Here is an 18,999-nt window from a genome sequence, read left to right as displayed (position 1 = left end):
TTATTGTAGTACAAAGTTCACCATCCGGATTATATCCGACAGCCAGTCTGCTTTTACAAAAAAGAGTAACAGCGGAAGGGTAAAAATAGTGCCGGCCCAAAGCCCGCTTTTGCTATCTCTTCCGCCTGCTGCCGCTGGTACGGCGTGCTCTTTTTCAGGCATACGGAAAAACAGGAAGTAGGGTATTTTTAGATAATAAAATAATGCTGCAATAGTAGAGAATAAGCCGGTTAAAAGAAGGGCCATAAGGGCCGATTGCCCGGTAGCGGAGTAGCTGTCCCACAGGCCGCCGAACACGAGTAGCTTGGCGGTAAATCCTGCGGTGGGAGGTAATCCGGTGAGGGCAATCATGACGATGAGGAGACACACGGCAGCCAGGGGTTCCTGCCGGAAAAGGCCGGCAAAACCGCGTACGTGACGCACTCCGTATTTATTTTCAAAATAGGCCAGCCACTGAAAGGCGGCGAGGTTCATAATGAGGTATATGGCTGCATAAAAGAGCAGGCTCTCGGTGCCCGTGTCGCTGTAGGCAAGCAGGGCGGCAAGCATAAAGCCTCCGTGGGCGATGGAGGAATAGGCCATGAGCCGGCGTACGCTCTGCTGCCAGAGGGCGGCAAGGTTACCAACGAGGAGGGTGGCGATACCGGCAAAGACAAGCAGGGTCTGCCAGTCCATGGTATCGGGCAGGGGGCTTGCTGTGCTCATTATGATGGCGAAAAAGCGCAGGAGGACGGCCAGCCCGGCAAGCTTGGGCACTATGGAAAAGAGGGCTACCGCTGGCAGGGGACCGCCTTCGTATACATCGGGCGCCCATATGTGGAGTGGTATGAGGCTGATCTTGAAGAAGAGGCCGCAAAGCACCAGCAGGTTACCAATGAGCACAGGGATGGGGGGTACTTCGGCAAGGTTTTGCACAAAAACGGAATCGGTGAAGGTAAGGGTGCCGGAAAATCCGTAGAGGAGGGACATGCCAAAGAGCATAAGGCTGCTGGCGGTGGCGCCGAAAATGAGGTATTTGATGCCTGCTTCGGCGCTTCGTGCATTCCGCAGAAAGCCTGTGAGGAGGTAGGCGCTGATAGATACGATCTCGATACTGAGAAAGAGCAGCAGCATATTGGTGGCCATACTCATGACCATAGAGCCGAGGAGCAGACCGGTAAGCAGCAGGTAGAATTCGGGGGTACGGGCGGCATGCTCGGGGTGCCGGTGATAACTCCTGTTGATAATGACGGTGCCGGCGGTAGCAAGCAGAAAAAGGCCTTTCATAAACACACTGAGGCGATCTGCATGGGCCATTTGCAGAAAGATATCCGCAGGTTCAGCCAGGATATGCCACTGACCGGCGAGAAAATAAAAGGCAGCTCCCAGGCCACATAGCATAAGCAGGGGAAGTGTAGCCTGAGGCAGGCCTTTTTTTCCTTCCTTTTTTACCAGCAGACCAGTCACAAGCACGAGGATGAAAGTGGCTATAATGGTGAACTCTGGAAGAAACAGGGGCAGGCTGTCTGTGATGGCATCCAGTTTCGAAGACAGGGGCGATATGGACGCGGTGTGTTGCATGGGCTCAGCGCTCACCATTTAGTATGCTAAGATTCTCCAGGCCATTCTCCATCACTACTTCCTGAAAGCGCACAATAGAATGGTCCATGTAATCGATGAGCAGATCAGGGAAGATGCCAAGTAGCAGGGCACCTACTGCCAGCGGTGTCATCATGAGCCACTCGCGGGCGGTGAGGTCGGGTATCTTCCATTGCTTATCATAAAGATGAAAAGGGCCGAAGAACATGCGCTGTAGCGTCCACAGGTAGTAAGCAGCGGAGAGCACAAGGCCGAGGGTACCGAGCAGGGGAATCCAGGCACTAAGCAGGGCATCGCTGCCGGTAGTGGCTCTGAATGAGCCGAGGAATACGAGCAGCTCTGAAACAAAGCCGGAGAAGCCGGGCAGGCCAAGGCTGGCAAAACAGGCGACTACGGCAAAGGCGGTAAAGTAGGGCATGCGGGAGGCCAGGCCGCTATAGTGGTCTATAATACGGTCGTGGGTGCGGTCGTAAATAACGCCGGCTACCAGAAAGAGCAGCGGTGAGATAAGGCCGTGGCTTACCATCATGTAGAGTGCACCGGTGATGCCTTCGGTGGTCATGGAGGCAAGGCCGAGCAGGACAAAGCCCATGTGGCTTACGGAGGAGTAGGCCACGAGTTTCTTAATGTCTTTCTGTGCAAGGGCATTGAGGGCGCCGTATAAAATGGTGATGACGCCGAGCAGGCCAATGTACCAGGCGTAGTGTATGGCACCTTCGGGAAATATGAGCCAGGCGGTACGGATGAAGCCATAGCCACCAATCTTAAGCAGGAGACCGGCCAGCAGGACTGACACGGGCGTGGGGGCCTCAACGTGGGCATCGGGCAGCCAGGTATGTACGGGCACGGCTGGTAGCTTGACGGCAAACCCAATAAACAGGGCAAGGAAGGCAAGGAGCCTGAGCGAAACGCCCCAAAGTTCCTTATCGGTACCGGGAGACAGTACCTTACCGGGGAGGAAGTTGTCGGCGTCTGTCATCTGCACCATGTTGAATGTGTGCACGAGGGTCTCGGCGGGTAGCCCGCCTTCATCTTGTCCAAGGCTGATGTGTTCCTGCACGGTGGCCACGCCTTCTCCTAAACCAGCCAGTTGGGCGGTCTTGACCGGATCAATGGCTGACAGGTATAAGCCTACCATTACCACGAGGATAAAAAGAGAGCCGGCAAGGGTATAAAGGAAGAACTTGATACTGGCATACTCTCTCCGCGGTCCGCCCCAAAGGCCGATAAGGAAGTACATGGGCAGCAGCATGAACTCGAAAAAGAGGTAGAACAGGAAGAAGTCGAGGGCAAGAAAACAGCCCATAATGGTGCTGCTGAGCAGAAGGTAAAGGGCAAAGTAACCTTTGCGGAGCTTATCTATCTTCCATGAACTGACGGCACCTATAAGAAGGATAAGGGCTGAAAGTACTACAAGAGGGAGATTGAGGCCGTCGGCCCCTACAAAATAGTCTACGGAAAGGCGACCCAGGGAGCCGAGACTCAGGGTAAACCACTCAGCTTTCTCCACAGCCTGAAAGGCTTGCACGTCATCCACACCGGCAGGAGCAGCCTGGCCGGTCTGGTAGCCGGCCAACAAGGCCAGGCTAAGTACTAGCTGGATGGAGGTGGTGGCAATGGCGATGATCCTGTATGCCCGCCAAAACCGCGACGGGATGAGCAGGACGACCAATGCACCTAATAACGGAAAGCCAATAATCAGCGATAAAAGGCCCATGCAGATCGTTTGCGCTAAAACAAGCCCAAAAGTAGGGACATTTGAACTAAAAACCGAACGGAGATAATTAATGAGTGAATTTTGAATGGGGGAAGGGGTGAGTAATAGAGTAATTGAATAATAGAATTACAGAGTTTTGAGTGATGAGTTCTCAGTTTTAAGTTTTGAGTCTTTGAATGACGGAGTGGTTCTTGGGTGTGGAGGGTAGAGGCGCGATTGATCGGAGCTTGTGGCGGATGGCACCAGGGTAATGAATGAATTTTGAATGAGGGGATGAGTGAATTGAGGAATAATAGAATTATTGAGTAACAGAGTAATAGAATTACAGAGTTTTGAGTTTTGAGTGATGAGTTTTGAGTGATGAGTTTTGAGTTGGGCGAAATTTAATTGTGAATGATAGATCCGTAGAGGCGCGATGATTTTTCAGGATGAAACCCTTGAACGGCAACGGTACTTGAAATGTACAATTCACATGACGCTATAACCGGTGCTTACCTGCGTAGAGAATAACTGAAGGAGACCCTTACTCCTGATGGATTAAAGACGGTTAAGAAACGGTTCAGTACCGGACGAAGCCGGGTCAAAAAATCAGGGGATGTAAGGCAGGAAGACGGAAATAACTGTATTGTGAAAGTACAATTTTAGGGTAATAAACCAAAGCAGTTTCTGTACAAGAATAGCCTGCCATACTTTCCTCATTGAGATTATACCGGGAAGGGTGCAGGATATCCTCTCCTTTCCTGAAAATGAAAAAAGCCGTCCGCTGCTGGCGGCCGGCTTATCTATGGCTCCTGTATCAAAGTTCTTGTATCGGCTACTTACAGCGAGGTAAGCAGTCCTGTGTAATCGAAAAGGTTGCTGCCGCTCTCATAATCCTTATCAGGATAGTAGATAAAGAGGCAGGTCTTATCTGCTATAGTCTTTATGATGTCGTCACGTAGTGCCATGGGGATGGAAGGGCACCCGAAACTGCGGCCGAGTCTGCCTACGCGCTTAATGAAAGCCTCACTTACGTAATCGGCACCGTGCATGACGATGGCCCGACGGCGGGCGTTGTCATTAATGCCTTTTTCCTGACCATCCAGCCTTAGTGAGAGGCCATGTTTTCCATGATATGTCTCCGCCGTAACATAAAAGCCGAGGCTGCTCATGTTACTGTTTACGGTATTGCTGAAGGTCTTGGCAAATACATTACCTGTATTGCGGCCATGGGCGACATAGGTATTAAAGAGGGTTTTCTTATTAGTAAGGTCGATTACCCAGAGCCTTTTTTCATTAGCACTCTTAGAAAAATCGGCGATGGTAATGATCTTTCTGTCTTTATCCAGGCGATTTTTCAGCTCCAGGTTATAAAAGCCTACGACGGCTTTTCTGAACACTTCGGGGGAAGGCTTCGCACCATCTATGCTTGTATAGAGTGCTTCGAAGCGGCTGTTAATAGCCTCTATCTCTGCATCTGCTGAGGACACAGCGGTGACCACGGCATTTCCGGACTCTTCGCCGGAGCCTCCGGTGGCAAAAGCGGGCATGACACCCACCAACATACACACAAATAAAATTCTCAACCCTGACTTAAATCCGTTTAGTGTTTTGATCATACGCTTTACTGTCTGATTGTTTTTCTGTGGTTCGAATGGGAAACGACTATAGCAAAAAAGAAGTTCAGTGCAGGATTTAACTGGTGCTAGGGGGCATGTAGGGTTTTCCGGACAGATTGATATGCGTTGACACAATACCTACCGGGAGGCCAAAAAAATCCTCACGTTGCGGTTAATAATGAGATAATTACAAAACAGGATTCATTCCGTTTAAGGGGTCATTTTCTACATTTCTCACCAATGAAATACCTACCTGCTGAAACAATTTACCCGGAGAGGGGAGTTTAACCCGATAAAAATTACAGACACAGGAACTTACAGCTTTCATTTTAGATTAAGTCCGATGTATGTAATTGACCAAATTTTTAGAAAGACTGAAGTCAACAAACTCATACTTATTGCGTAAATTCAGTCCAAGGACACCACTAACCTGTTTATTTTATTACTGCAATGACGCTACCCAAATCAAACGGATGTAATAAACAGGGTAATATTTCAACATTCTAATTTCATTTGGCCCAGAAATCTATACCGCATGAAAAAAATATTACTCCTGTCCCTGCTTTTTTGCACCAGTGCATTTTTTCTCCCTACCGCCTTTAGTCAATCTACCGGCAACTCCTTATGGTCACCATCCTCTCAGACTTATCAGCGCGCCCACACTACTGAAGCCTCACTCCGGCACATGTCGCTGAATGTAGACGCATTCAAAAGCCTACTCCTGACAAAAGCCTCGACCCTGACTGTCCCCTCTCCTAATGGGGGTTACATGTCATTTATTATTAAGGAAAATAGCGTGATGGCGCGGGACCTGGCAAAAAGATACCCGAACCTGAAGGCTTTTTCAGGCTATGATACTTCCGATCCGCGCAACAGGATAAGGCTGGACTTTGATGGCTATCAGACTCATATCGCTGTTTCTACCCCGGAAGGGGCTTTTATGGTAGACCCCAAAGGCCTGGGGAATCAATACATTATATATAATGAGGGCCGGGACCCGCAGACAGCCACTCGTGAAGGAGGCTGTACCAGCCTGGCCGGTTCCCAACCGATAAAAAAAGACATGGCAGCAGCAGATGCTTACCTCTCTTGGGAAAGCCAGGCCGTGCAGAGTTCCGGCGGAGCGTACCTGAAGGAGTTTCGGCTGGCCCTGGCGGCTACCGGCGAATATACTCAGCTCAGGGGAAGTAAAGAGGATGCGCTGGCCGCTATGGTAACTACGGTAAACCGGGCCAACCTGGTATTGGAAAGGGACTTGGGCATTCGCTTTGTACTAAGCAGCGAAACTGACCGGCTGATCTATACGGACCCGGCGACCGATCCTTTTCCTGATACCCCCTCGGACGAAAGCGAATGGCTATCACAGGCACAGCAGGCTATAGATGACAGCCTTGGTAGTTCTGCCTATGACCTTGGCCATGTGCTAACGCTTGGCGGTGGCGGAGCGGCTTTTACGGGCACGGTATGCCGTGAAGGGGAAAAAGCCATGGGCCGAAGTGGCCAGCGCTACGCTCCGGGTCACTCTGCTGACATATACACTTTCCTGCACGAAACCGGGCACCAGCTTGGCGGTACGCATACTTTTAACGGGGATGAAATGGAATGTAACACCAGTCACTTTGCTCCTACCGCGTGGGAGCCGGGCAGTGGTACCACCCTTATGTCATACGCTTACTTTTGTGGCAGCCAGCGGCTGGAAACTGACGGCAGCCTGCTGGTGAATTACTTTCACGGTGGCACGATAGAACAGATAAACCAGGTAACGGAAGCCGCCTGCCCCAGAATGGTACCGGTGGACAACAGTGCTCCTCAGGCCAATCTTCCTGCAGAGATGGAAGGAAGAATATTACCAAAAGGCACTCCTTTTGTGCTGAGGGGCAGTCACTATGATCCTGACGGCGACCGGGTAACTTATACATGGGAGCAGATGGATACGGGGCCACAGGGCGCTCCTGACAATGTGGAAGGGAGTGCGCCTCTCTTCAGAAGTTTGCCTCCCTCCGGTGAGGCACACAGGGAATTTCCCCGTATGGAAGGTTTGCTTTCCGGTACGCCCGGGGCAGGGGAAATGCTACCCGGCTACGGCCGCGATCTGTCATTCCGCCTCACTGTGCGTGACGGTGCAGGTGCACAAGGCTGGGCAGACCTCACTATGAGCATATCTGATACAATAGGCCCGCTGGCATTTACCTACCCTGCCAGGGGGACAGTATTGGCACCCGGCAGCGAAGCTACCCTTACCTGGCTGGTTAATGATACGGACAAAGCTCCTGTAAATCTCACAGAACTGAACCTGCTCTTTAGTGCAGACGACGGCAATACATGGGACATCCTCACCTTCTTCACACCCAATGACGGGGAGCAGGGCATTATGGTACCTGATGTGAGCACCCGGTCTGCCAGACTGAAACTTGAAAGTACTGATGGGGTAGTGTATACGCTGAGCGAGCGCTTTGCCATCGAAAGCACAGGCCCTGATCCATGCGAAACCATTGCAGCCACTACCGGAAAGGTGTATGTGGAAGAGTGGCATAACCGCTCGGGAAGCACTATCCCCTCCACACTGCCATTTGAGGGTGACACGTACGTGAGCCTGCCCGATACGTTCGGCAGCCTGGACCTGATGGAGGCTCCGCGTAACTCAGGGGACTATTACCTGCGCAGGATGCGGGCGGCTTTCTGTGCCCCGCAGCCTGGTGACTATACCTTTTATATATATGGTGATGACCAATGCCGCCTGTACATATACCCGCAGGATGATCCTGCCGAGAGGCAGCAACTGGCCGCTGTGGATACGTATGCTTTCTTCAGAGAGTGGAACAGGCACGCCTCACAGCAAAGTGCGCCGGTGAGCCTGGAGCAGGGCACGGTATACGTACTGGAGGCGGTACATAAGGACAATAAGGGCCAGGACCATGTGGGGGTGGGCTGGAGACTGCCCGATGGCCAGTCTGAGCTACCCATACCGGCCAGCCGGCTGAGCCCTGTAATTCCTAACCCCGCTACGGCTACCCCTGCCCTTCGCCAGGTGTGCGAAAACAACCAGACTACCTGGTACCTGGACAATCCCGGTTCTGAGGTACTGGTGCGCTGGCAGGCTGACGAAGCGGAGCAAACGCTGATGGCCGGACCGGGCAGCACCAACCTACCGGAAACAGATGCCTACCAGGTGACTGTATCATGGCTTAATGAAGCCGGACTTAAACAAACCGCACAGCAAGCCAGGGGATGTGCCTCAGAAACCACGGAACAGCCTGCCATCCTTGCTGAAATATGGGAGAACGTATCGGGCACCACTGTGGATAAGATTCCTGTGAATACTGCGGCCAGCCGGATGATAGAACTATCCGAACTGAAGTCGGATGATCTGGGGAGTACTTATGGCGAGCGGATCAGGGTATTATTTCACCCCTCCACATCGGGCATCTATCGCTTCATGATCGCAGGTGATGATGAGTCTGTACTATACCTTTCTGCGGACGACCAGGCTGCGGGCAGGCAGGAGGTTGCCCGGGTAAGTACGTGGTCACTTGCAGGGGAATTTACCCGCTACCCTGAGCAGATATCACAGGAAGTATACCTTACGCAGGGAGCCTCTTACTACCTGGAGGTGCTTCATAAGGAGAATTATGGCGGCGGCCATGTGCAGGTAGGTATGGAAAATATGGATACCGGGGAAAAGTATGCCTCTATACCCTCCTCGATGCTATCCGGCTATAATTCGGGCCAGAGCAAGCTGATGGCGACTGCTCCTGCGGGTCAGGAAGCTGAAGCCTTCCACACTGCCGGGCAGGTATCCCTGGATGCTTATCCTAACCCTTCTGAGGGGATCATAACGATCAGAACTGTCTCGGGAAATATGCCTGATGGCTGGGTAACTGTGATGGACGCCAGCGGCCGCGAGGTTACCGAACTCGCATATACCGGCTCTCCTGTACAGATAGACCTGAGTGATAGGCGCCCCGGTCTGTACCTTCTCAGGTTACGGGCCGGTGACCAGACATGGACGGAAAGAATCCTGATCCGGTAGGCGAGAGCCCGTACGGGCGCGGTTTTTCATCGCTATTTTTCTTAAGTTTGGCGTCTACATAAACTCCCAACAGAACCTATGTTTGAATATTTAGCATACGATATACAGGAGGGCATAGCCACCATTACGCTGAACAGACCTGACCGCTATAATGCCTTTAATGACGGCATGAGCTATGAGCTACAGGACGCGCTGAAGCAAGCCACCCGTGACAATGAGGTGCGGGTAGTCGTGCTCACCGGAGCGGGAAAGGCCTTTTGTTCGGGGCAAGACCTGAAGGCCTCAGGCGGAGACCCTGACCGCTCGTTTTCGGACTCTCTGCATAAGCGGTACAATCCTATTATCAGGGCCATACGAAATATGCCCAAGCCTGTGATAGCACGGCTGAATGGCGTAGCGGCAGGCGCAGGTTGCTCACTGGCACTAGCCTGTGATGTACTGATTGCTGCAGAACAGGTACAGATGATCGAGGTGTTTGTAAATGTAGGGCTCGTGCTGGACTCGGGGTCCTCTTACTTCCTGCCGAAGCTGGTAGGCTACCATAAAGCGTTTGAACTGGCTACGCGCGCCTCACGCATTACAGCCGCCGAAGCGCACGAACTGGGCATTATCAATAAAGTGGTTCCTGCAGAAGCGCTTGATGCGGCCGTTGCAGAATTTGCCGGCCACTATGCCAAAGCACCTACCAAGGCGATCGGTCTTATTAAGAAAATGCTGAATAAAGGGGAACGTTCTTCACTGGATGACATTCTGGAATATGAGGCTTACTGCCAGGAGATAGCCGGCCGCTCGGAAGATTACCGCGAAGGGGTTAATGCATTTCTTGAAAAAAGAAAACCGGAGTTCAGGGGTAAGTGACTTCCGTTCACTACAATAAAATAACAATCCAGGCTACTCACCTGGATTTTTTTATTGGATTTATTCTAACAATAATATTTCTAAATTCTTGTAAGATAAGAGATTAAGAAATTGAGAATTAGATGCACGTAAAATGAAGAAAAACCTTTATCAACTATCTTACTGGACGAAATATCTGGGGATATTTCTGATTTTACCTTTCGTGTTTGCATCGTGTGATGACGATGATGATGGGAATGTAAATCCGGATGACGGCCTTACCGGTGAAGTGGTTATATATAACCTGGACGAGCGTAATGGCAGTGGTGTAAGCGGTACGGCTACTTTTGCCGAGCGTAATGACGGAAGTGCTATCATCACTCTGGACCTGGATGGTACCAGCGCAGGTAATTCACACCCTGCTCATATTCATATGAATACGGCCGCAGAGACTGGCGCTATCGTAATTTCACTGGATGCTGTAAACGGAGACGATGGCATGAGTGTAACGGAAGTAGACGAGACTGACGATGGTACTGATATCTCTTATGAGGAGCTCATCGTATATGACGGCTACATAAATGTGCACCTGAGTGCAAGTGACCTCACGGTAGTAGCTCAGGGTGACATTGGAGAAAACGCGCTGACCGGTGTAAGTGAAACTTACCCTCTGGATGAAAGAAACGGCAGCGGAGTGAGCGGAGAGGTAACCTTCTCAGAAAGACTTGATGGTACCGCCCTGGTAACTATTGATGTGGAAGGAACTCCTGTAGACGGCGACCATCCTGCCCATATTCACACGAATACTGCTGCAGAGACCGGCGCTATTGTGGTAAGCTTAAATAATGTAAATGGTGGTACTGGCATGAGCTATACTACCGTAGAGGAATTTGATGACGGAACTGCGCTTACCTATGCTGAACTGGTAGACTATGAAGGCTATGTAAATGTACACCTTAGCGCAAATGACCTTACTGTGGTATCACAGGGGGACATTGGAGCTAATGCTCTTACCGGTGAAAGTACTGTCTATGAGCTAGGTGAAAGAAACAGCAGTCAAGTAAACGGAACAGCTACCTTTTACGAACGTGAAAACGGTAATACGCTGATTGTGCTTGATGTAGAGAACACTCCTGCGGATGGAGACCACCCTGCACATATACATGCTCAATCAGCAGAAGAAACCGGGCCTATCGTTCTGAGCCTTAACAATGTAGATGGTGCTACAGGTATGAGTATGACCAGTGCCGGAGAACTAGACGATGGTACACCGGTGACTTACACTGACCTTACAAGTTATGACGGATATATCAATATACACCTGAGCCCAAGTAACCTGATGGTGGTATCACAAGGGAATATTGGCCTTAATGCACCTACCGGAGAAACGATGACGTATAACTTCACTGCCCAGAATGGTAGCGGTGTAGATGGTACGGTGACTATTTATGAAAGAGTAGACGGGCATGCAATTGTGGTACTGGATATGAATAACACCCCTGCCGGTGGAGATCATCCCGCACACATACATGCTAACTCTGCAGCCGAAACCGGCCCCATTGTCATCTCACTGAATAACGTAAATGGAGATACAGGCAATAGTGCTACCGCTGTGATTGAATTTGACGACGGAACTCCCGTTTTCTATTCTGACCTGCTGAATTATGATGGTTACATCAATGTACACCTGAGCCCATCCGACCTTACGGTGGTATCTCAAACCAATATTGGCTCTAACGCTAATTAAGATTACCTATCAACCAAACCGAGGGAGGCTTATTAACATGAGTCTCCCTTTTTTTATACAAGGAATCAAAATATTACGTAGTCTTTCTACTCACTTCAGGATGAATTAGGGCCAATTACTACATGCTCCCCCCTCACGCTCTTCTTAAAGGTATATTTGTTACTGCTTCATTACTAAAGCTGTAGACTATACCTGCAACATGAAACGATTGCCATATATCCTTATCCTGCTTTGCTTATTATTGGTATCTGCTACCAGCCTGCTCGCACAGCCGGACAAGACACTGGTGGATAAAAGCACCTTCACCATTATTACTAAAGACGCCTCCGGAAAGGTTATAAACTACGGAAGCGGTTTTTTTACTGATCACCAGGGCTCGGGCCTTTCTCACGCCAGTGTATTTGACCGGGCGGTATCGGCCGAGATAATTACCACAGACAGTACGGTACACCGTATTACCCGGATCAAATCAGAGGACCCACTCACTGGCCTGATAAGCTTTTCGGTAGATAACGCTCTGACGCTGTCTGTTAAAAAACTGGAGCCAGGCTCAAAATTCTTTGGAAAAGGAAGCAAAGCTTACGTGTTGACAGCGAAGGATATCCGCCAAAATGCGGCCTTGTCTGTAAGTCCTGAGCCACTGGATATGGCGGGGGTTACTCCCCTCGCATCGCTGGCAGGAGGCGCCCCTCCCGAGCGGTCAAACGGCGCGGCGGTTGCTACAGCCAGCGGGGAGCTGGCAGGTGTGTATCACGAGGGCTCAGGCCTTATTATCTCCACGGAGCGTCTGGCTAAAATGACTACGCGTAGTCAGCTTTTTGTGGACTGGGTGAAAAAATACAAGGCAGACTATCCTTACCTGGAGGGCCGCAAGGCGCTGGCATCGGGCAATAGCAGCCAGGCTGCAGAGCAATTTCAGCAGGCTGCCAAGAGTGTAAAAGATGGAGAGGCCTTTTACCTGGCTGCACGTACAGCTCATGAAAACAATGACATGGATAAGGCTTACCAATGGTACGAGCTGAGCTTAAAGGAGAATCCCGGCTTTGCTCCTGCCCATGCAGGCAGGGGTCTTATTCTGGTGGAAAGGGGCAAATACAATGAGGCGATAGCTGACCTGGACAAGGGCATTGAGACTGGCAAGGAAATGAGGCTTGTAAAGGCCCGTGGCATAGCTAACTATGAAGCAGGCAATAAAGAACAGGCATTAGCTGACCTGGAAAAGGCGGCTGATGATGAAGGAAGCTATTATCGACTAGGCAACCTTCTTTTTCAGAAGGAGGCGTACGCTAAGGCCATTGCCGCTTATGACAAAGCGGCTGCTTCAGGCAGTAACAATCATCTGCTATATAACAGCCGGGGAAAAGCACACCTACTGCTGGGCCAGTACCAAAAGGCTGTGATCGACCTGGGAAAGGCTCTTTCACTGGAAAGCACCTACGGCAAGGCCTACCTGAACCGGGCAGAGGCTTACGGCGGCCTGAAAGAATATGGCAAAGCTGCGGAAGACTATAAAAAGGCGATTGCGGCAGGTGAAAATGATAAAGAGATAAGCATGAAACTGGCGAACAGTCTGTATCTGGCAAGGGATTACCAGGCGGCTGTTAATGCTTATGACCAGGCCGCCACGGCGGGTGCCGGAGGGGCAGAGCTGTACGGAAACAGAGGGCTTAGCTACTTTGCCCTGGAAAATCATGCTAAGGCGGCCTCTGACCTGGACAAGGCGGCCTCATCAAACGACAAGCTGTACCGCCCGCTGGGCATAAGCCTCTATAAGACTGAGAAATATGCTCCTGCTGAAGAGGCCCTCACAAAAGCGCTATCACAACAAAGCGAACCTGAACTACTGGTATACAGGGGGGTAGCGCGGTATCACCTGAAAAATAAGGCGGCTGCAGATGATCTGGCCAGCGGCCTGGCATCCTTTGATGGTCCTGGGGAGGCATGGTATTACCTGGGCAACCTCCGCTTTATGGAGGAACAATATGCACAGGCTGTGACGGCGTACGACAAAGCGCTGGCGAAAGGTATGCAGGACTACCTGCTGCATAATAACAAAGGAAAGGCGCTGCTAATGCAGGATAAGCCGGCGGCTGCAATAGCCGACCTGAAAAAGGCTACCGACCTGGAGCCTGGGTATGGAAAAGGGTGGCTAAACCTGGGGGAAGCGTACTTTCTGACCAATAGCGACCAGCCGGCTATTAATGCGTTAAACAAAGCGGCTGAGTTGGGACAGAAGTCTGCTGAGTCAGCCCGGATGCTGGCCTTCCTTTATGACCGTAACGGCGAAGGGGAGAAAGCGCTGGGTATGTATCGTGAGGCGATAAAAGGTGGCCTGGACGATAGCAAGTTGTTTGAGCGCGGCGCATTGCTAGCTTATAAAGCCGGTGAAGAAAAAGAGGCCCTTGGATATGCTGACCGTGCGATATCAGCCGGAGCCACTAACCCCGGGCTCTATAAAGTACGCGGTATGGTTCGCTACAAAGGCAAGTCATACCCTGCCGCCATTGATGACCTGAATAAAGTTCTCTCTGCTGATGCCGGTGACCAGGAGGCACGCACTTACCGCGGACTGGCTCACTATGAAACGGATAATATGGACGGTGCCATCGCTGACCTCTCTAAGGCTGAACCGGGCGATGAGGTGAGCTACAAACTGGGTAATGCTTACTTCCGCAAGGAAAACTATGCCGGAGCGGAGAGCGCATATGATAAAGCCATAGGAGCTGGCCGTAAAGAGGCCCTGGTGTATAATAACCGGGGAAAGGCACGTGCCATGCAGGAAAAATGGGACGCGGCCATAGCTGATTATGGAAGTGCGATAAGTGTGGATGAAGGATATGCCAAAGCCTACCTGAACCGGGGAGAGGCTTACTTTAAACTAGGAAAATATGCTGAGGCTGCCCCCGACCTGGAGCAGGCGGTAAAAAAAGGGGAAGGCGATACGGAAACGCTCTACAACCTGGGGGCCTCATATGCACGGACAGACCAGTCAGAAAAGGCAATTACTTACCTGGGACAGGCGATAGATAAAGGCTACCGGGAGCCCCGCGCTTTTGCCATGCGCGGCCTGGCCTACTACGAATCGGGCCAGTACCCGCCGGCAGTGAGTGACCTGAGCCGGGCACTGGAAGGCGGCTTGTCCGACCCGAGACTGGTTCAGGCCCGGGGGCGCAGCCGGTTCCTGACTGAGGACTATACGGGTGCTTCGCAGGATCTGGGTAAATTCCTGTCTGCAGAAGATGGTGAAGCGAAGGACCACTACTATCTCGGTGCCAGCTATTATGAAGGTAAGGCGTATGACAAAGCGGAAAAAGCACTTTCTGATGCCATAAGCCGGGACAAAAGCCTTACTGATGCCTACCAGTACCGGGGAAATACGCGCTACCGGCTGGAAAACTTTGCCGGAGCGGTTCAGGACTATGATATGGTGATAAAAGCAGGCAGCGAAGACGCTGTCTTATTCAATAACCGCGGTAAGGCTAAGCAGAACATGGGGAATACTGATGGGGCCATGGCTGACTATGACAAGGCTATAGCACTGGACCCTGAGTATGTAAGGGCCTACGAAAACCGTGCGGCGGCCCGCCTGGATGCAGGTGAGTATGAAGGGGTGATAGAGGACATAAGCTCCCTGCAGGAGATGGGTGAGGCTGAACCGGGCCTGCTGGTAATCAAAGGTGATGCATTCGTAGCCCTAGATGACCAGACGGGGGCTGCCCGGGCATACTCTCAGGCAATAGAGAGAGGGCTGAAAACCCAGGAGGTCTATGGTAAGCGGGCAATAGCCTATGAGAAAATGGAGGACTATATAGCGGCCTCGGAAGACTATAGCACACTGATAGAAATGGGAGCCAAGACGGCTGAGAACTATAACGGGCGTGCTATTTGCCACCTGGTACTTGGTAATGACCGCGCCGCTATGGGTGACCTGGACATCGTGATCCAGCTTGATCCTGAGAACTTTGACGCCTACTACAACCGCTCGCTGCTGAAAGAACAAAATGAGGACTACGAGGGTATGTTGATGGATCTGAACAGTGCCATAAAGGTAAAAGATGATGATGCTATGGCTTACTATGGGCGCTCTAATGCACGGGTGGCCCTGGAACAACTAGGAGCTGCTTTAAATGACCTGGATAAAGCGATAGAGCTTAATAAGGAGGATGCCAGATTTTACAGAAGCCGTGGCAACGTACGCTACCAGATGGGGGACGAGGACGGAGGCTGCTCAGACTGGTCAGAAGCAAACCGGCTGGGTGACCGAAAGGCGGGCTTCTTTGTGAAAGAATACTGTAACTAAAGCAAAAGAGGTAGCGTCACTGCTACCTTTTTTTTCTTTTCAGGCCTTTACCTTCTCTATATTGTTTAATATCAATTTCGATCGCTCCTACAAACATGTTCGCTTTGATCTTTAGCGGAATCTTGTGCTCATCATCACTAAGCCATATCTCAATGGCATCCTCTCCGTCAAAAAGCTCATTTTCAGGCATACGGGGCGACAGTTTAATTGCTTTAAAGGTGCCTATCTTGGTGTCAAGCTCTTCACGCCCCATAAATACGAGGTTCATTTTGTATGTCTCCTCATCAAAAAAGCCTTCGATATTTACCCCCTGGCCTTCCTTAAGCCTTGAAAAGTCCATTGTGCGGAGAAAGTAATAGCCACTGACAATGTCCTGCACATTGACCGGCACAGGAAAGGTCTCAGTCTTTTTCAGGCGCTTTGCATCTTTACTAAGGCTACCAACCAGGGCGCTGCCTTTTTTATGGTCGAATGTCACAATCTCATTCTTCCGGTATTTTCCTTCTTTTATGTAGCGATAAGAACGCTGGGGTATAATAGCTGCGGTATCGATGTACGAGCCCCAGTTATTATCCACCCCAAACATGGCATCTACCATGCCTGTGGTCTCCCCAAACACATCCACGCGGTAGCAGGGACGGTCATTGATGGTAAACACATCATTGCTTATGACCAGTTTAGCCTCGCCGCCGGTGATGAATCCATAGTGTACACGGTATTGAATTTCTTCACCAAATGAGAAACTATCGTTCGGGATAGACCGGTAGGCCGAATCACCGGGACTTATGAAGGCGCATAGTGCGAGTGCCAGGAGCACAATTGCTGATCGTCTTCTTTTCATACTCAGGTTTCTACTTGATTGTCCTTAGGTTGAAAAACAAGCTTCATACCAAATTTACAATGAAGGATAATTTTTCTTAAAGAAGGACAATAAAGCATCCAGGTTTTCATTAAACTTTCGCCTATACAACGAATCAAGGTCGCCCTGTTGTTCACGGTACCGTAAAAATGACAGGAAATAGGCGTTATTGATGTCGTATCTGTCCAGCGACTCTATATAAATGTCCTTCTGATAAAGAGAAAGGGTGTCCACTTTCCGGACAATTTCGCCGATCAATGCATTTTTCTGCCTTCTCTTTTCCTTAGTAGGCATTTCTTCATTGAATCCGGCATACAGTTCGTTCAGCGCGTCTGCTCCGCGCAGCATATGACTGGTAAACTTTTCGTAGTCCTCCTCCATAAGCAGGTACTCTCTCAACTGTGTGCTTTCCGCGCCATAAGTATCTTTCAAAAAACGTAATGCGCCCTTCTCGCCTATGAAGGTGGCCAGGTTCTCATTAAAATCGACACTGTCCTTTACGTAAATAGTCGCATGAGTAAGCTCATGAATGATCAGTTCAGCCAGCCTCCCGTCGCCACGGTACAGCATATTACTCAGAATAGGGTCCTTCAGGTACCCGAGGGTGGACCAGCCTCCGGGGTTACGAATGGTCACATCCAGCCCCTTTTTCCTGAGTTTATCAGCTTCTTTAAAGGCCATTTCCTTATCGAAATAGCCTTTATAGGAAAAGCTTCCCACTACAGGAAATCGCCATTCATAAGCTTCCAGATTAAATGGCTTACTACCTGTAACCACCCACATGAGCGGGTCGTCCTTCTGATCAAAATAGGTGGTGTAATTTTCAGAGGGGTTTATGCCAAGCGAATCCACTGCGTAGCTCCGCACATTCTGGACAAGTTCCAGCTTACGGCGCAGGCTGTCGGGAGTGGCAGGGTCATTCAGTACTTCACTAACGGGACGGGCATTCCATACTATGCTTAACTGACCTGTAGCCTGTTTTACTCCATATACGATAAGACTCCACTGCCATACTGTGACAATCACAATGAGGATAAGCAGTATCGTAAAAATGCGTTTTCTCTTCATAGGTTGTTTTCTGCCAGCCTGAACCCACCATCGTAAAGGATATACAGGCCATAATTGATATCGAAGCCCCCCCCATTGAGGTTCCAGAAGGGCTCTGCTCTGGCCGAAAGGCGAATACCATCTACCAGCTTTACATCTTTCATAAACCTCAGGATGAATAACTCACGGTCGGGCTCTACGGCCAGCGGATTAACCACACTCCGCGAGTCTGAAACATATCGGTCGCCCCCCAGGTAAGAAATATACTCCGAACCCTTCCAGTAACTGGCCATTACATCCACTACCGAACTTTCCGCATATGCATTCACATAGAGGCCAGCCCCGCTGCTATAGGCAAAAAGGCCGTCAGGAATATTACCACCATACATCACGGCATAGGACTGCACGGCCCAGGAGCTTATAAATCCTTTTTCCCGGACGCGAAAATCCAGCCCTGCAGCTCCATTAGCCAGGGTAAATACCGGGTCCGTGTTGGCCGTGTTGGTTTGCCCGCCCTGATGAGCCAGTATAAGCTGAACCGGGACGGACAGGCTGGCCCTTTCCATGTCAACAATCTTATAGCTGAATGATAGTCCGCCGGTGATAATCTCCTGCTCGTCATCCCCCGGCACAATAGCCTGCTGCCAGTCCACCCACACATCGGCAAAAAGGCGGTCATCATGGTACCGGAACTGCATGCCGTTCTCCAGTGGGTTCAGGAGCCTTCTTTCAAAATCATACAGGGGCTCGATGAGGCGGTGATCCAGGCTACCGTCTAAGGTACCGAAGGCGGCAAACCAGGGCCCGTGCTTATACCGTATGGAAAAGAGGGGGTCAATAGTGGAAAAGCCTTCTATTCCGAAATCCTTTTGCAGATAGATACCTCCCAGGGCCGACCAGTGATCGTTTACCTGGTAATGTAGCGCTATGGGAGCCTGGTACCCAAACAGGGTGTACCCATCCAGTGTAGGGGCGAAATACTCATTATTCTTAAAATACCCCATCAGGTCCCACTGCACGCTGAGTGTTTTTTGCCGGGCTGAGTCCGGTCCTGCCGATAGGTAAAAGGCAGAATTATCCTGCTGGGCAACAGCAGTAAATGCTAAGAAAAGAAGCAGACCACCGGCTATAAGTCTTAGAAAAAATGACATGACCAGCAATTTAATGAAGGGCTGGCACAAAATCACAACCCACAGCAGATTGGCCGAGATAAGAACACTATTCTTATCAAACAACCCCATTAGCAAAGGCCAAAATTTTTAGCCAATACAGGTAGTGATATTGCT

10 protein-coding genes are annotated in these 18,999 nt (G+C 50.5%); 4 read left to right on the top strand and 6 right to left on the bottom strand.

Annotated features, from left to right (window positions below):
- From AB9P05_RS12715 to AB9P05_RS12705, 3 genes are all read right to left on the bottom strand, one after another.
- Positions 1 to 1,560: an NADH-quinone oxidoreductase subunit N gene (locus AB9P05_RS12715; RefSeq protein WP_371909204.1), complete on the bottom strand. Its 1,560-nt coding sequence runs from the start codon at positions 1,558 to 1,560 to the stop codon at positions 1 to 3.
- 4 nt (positions 1,561 to 1,564) lie between these two features.
- The gene (locus AB9P05_RS12710) at positions 1,565 to 3,295 is read right to left on the bottom strand and encodes a NuoM family protein (protein ID WP_371909203.1); all 1,731 of its coding nucleotides are present in this window, start codon (positions 3,293 to 3,295) and stop codon (positions 1,565 to 1,567) included.
- Between the two features lie 818 nt (positions 3,296 to 4,113).
- Positions 4,114 to 4,893: a murein L,D-transpeptidase catalytic domain family protein gene (locus AB9P05_RS12705; RefSeq protein WP_371909202.1), complete on the bottom strand. Its 780-nt coding sequence runs from the start codon at positions 4,891 to 4,893 to the stop codon at positions 4,114 to 4,116.
- 535 nt (positions 4,894 to 5,428) lie between these two features.
- On the opposite strand from AB9P05_RS12705, the gene AB9P05_RS12700 reads away from it, so the two are divergent.
- The 4 genes from AB9P05_RS12700 (at position 5,429) to AB9P05_RS12685 (ending at position 15,807) form a co-directional block, all read left to right on the top strand.
- Positions 5,429 to 8,923 carry a reprolysin-like metallopeptidase gene (locus AB9P05_RS12700; protein ID WP_371909201.1) on the top strand — a complete coding sequence of 1,165 codons (3,495 nt, stop codon included), beginning with the start codon at positions 5,429 to 5,431 and terminating at the stop codon, positions 8,921 to 8,923.
- Between the two features lie 78 nt (positions 8,924 to 9,001).
- On the top strand, positions 9,002 to 9,781 hold the full coding sequence (locus AB9P05_RS12695; protein WP_371909200.1) for an enoyl-CoA hydratase-related protein: 780 nt from the start codon (positions 9,002 to 9,004) through the stop codon (positions 9,779 to 9,781).
- 133 nt (positions 9,782 to 9,914) lie between these two features.
- Positions 9,915 to 11,507 (top strand): CHRD domain-containing protein, encoded by a 1,593-nt coding sequence (locus AB9P05_RS12690; protein WP_371909199.1) that lies wholly within the window; start codon positions 9,915 to 9,917, stop codon positions 11,505 to 11,507.
- 199 nt (positions 11,508 to 11,706) lie between these two features.
- Entirely contained in the window at positions 11,707 to 15,807 is a 4,101-nt protein-coding gene (locus AB9P05_RS12685) for a tetratricopeptide repeat protein (protein WP_371909198.1), read from the top strand.
- 22 nt (positions 15,808 to 15,829) lie between these two features.
- On the opposite strand, the gene AB9P05_RS12680 is transcribed toward AB9P05_RS12685, so the two are convergent.
- The 3 genes from AB9P05_RS12680 to AB9P05_RS12670 are packed head-to-tail and all read right to left on the bottom strand — an operon-like array spanning position 15,830 to position 18,864.
- Positions 15,830 to 16,648: a DUF3108 domain-containing protein gene (locus AB9P05_RS12680; protein WP_371909197.1), complete on the bottom strand. Its 819-nt coding sequence runs from the start codon at positions 16,646 to 16,648 to the stop codon at positions 15,830 to 15,832.
- A 54-nt stretch (positions 16,649 to 16,702) separates the two neighbouring features.
- Entirely contained in the window at positions 16,703 to 17,734 is a 1,032-nt protein-coding gene (locus AB9P05_RS12675) for an aminopeptidase (RefSeq protein WP_371909196.1), read from the bottom strand.
- The gene (locus tag AB9P05_RS12670) at positions 17,731 to 18,864 is read right to left on the bottom strand and encodes a hypothetical protein (RefSeq protein ID WP_371909195.1); all 1,134 of its coding nucleotides are present in this window, start codon (positions 18,862 to 18,864) and stop codon (positions 17,731 to 17,733) included. The genes AB9P05_RS12675 and AB9P05_RS12670 overlap by 4 nt, the downstream gene beginning before the upstream one ends.
- Positions 18,865 to 18,999 lie beyond the last annotated feature (135 nt).

Origin of the sequence: Roseivirga sp. BDSF3-8, from assembly GCF_041449215.1 — a bacterium.
Taxonomy (GTDB): domain Bacteria; phylum Bacteroidota; class Bacteroidia; order Cytophagales; family Cyclobacteriaceae; genus JBGNFV01.
Note: the sequence above shows the minus strand (reverse complement) of the source record. Positions and strands in the feature narration are given on the sequence as shown.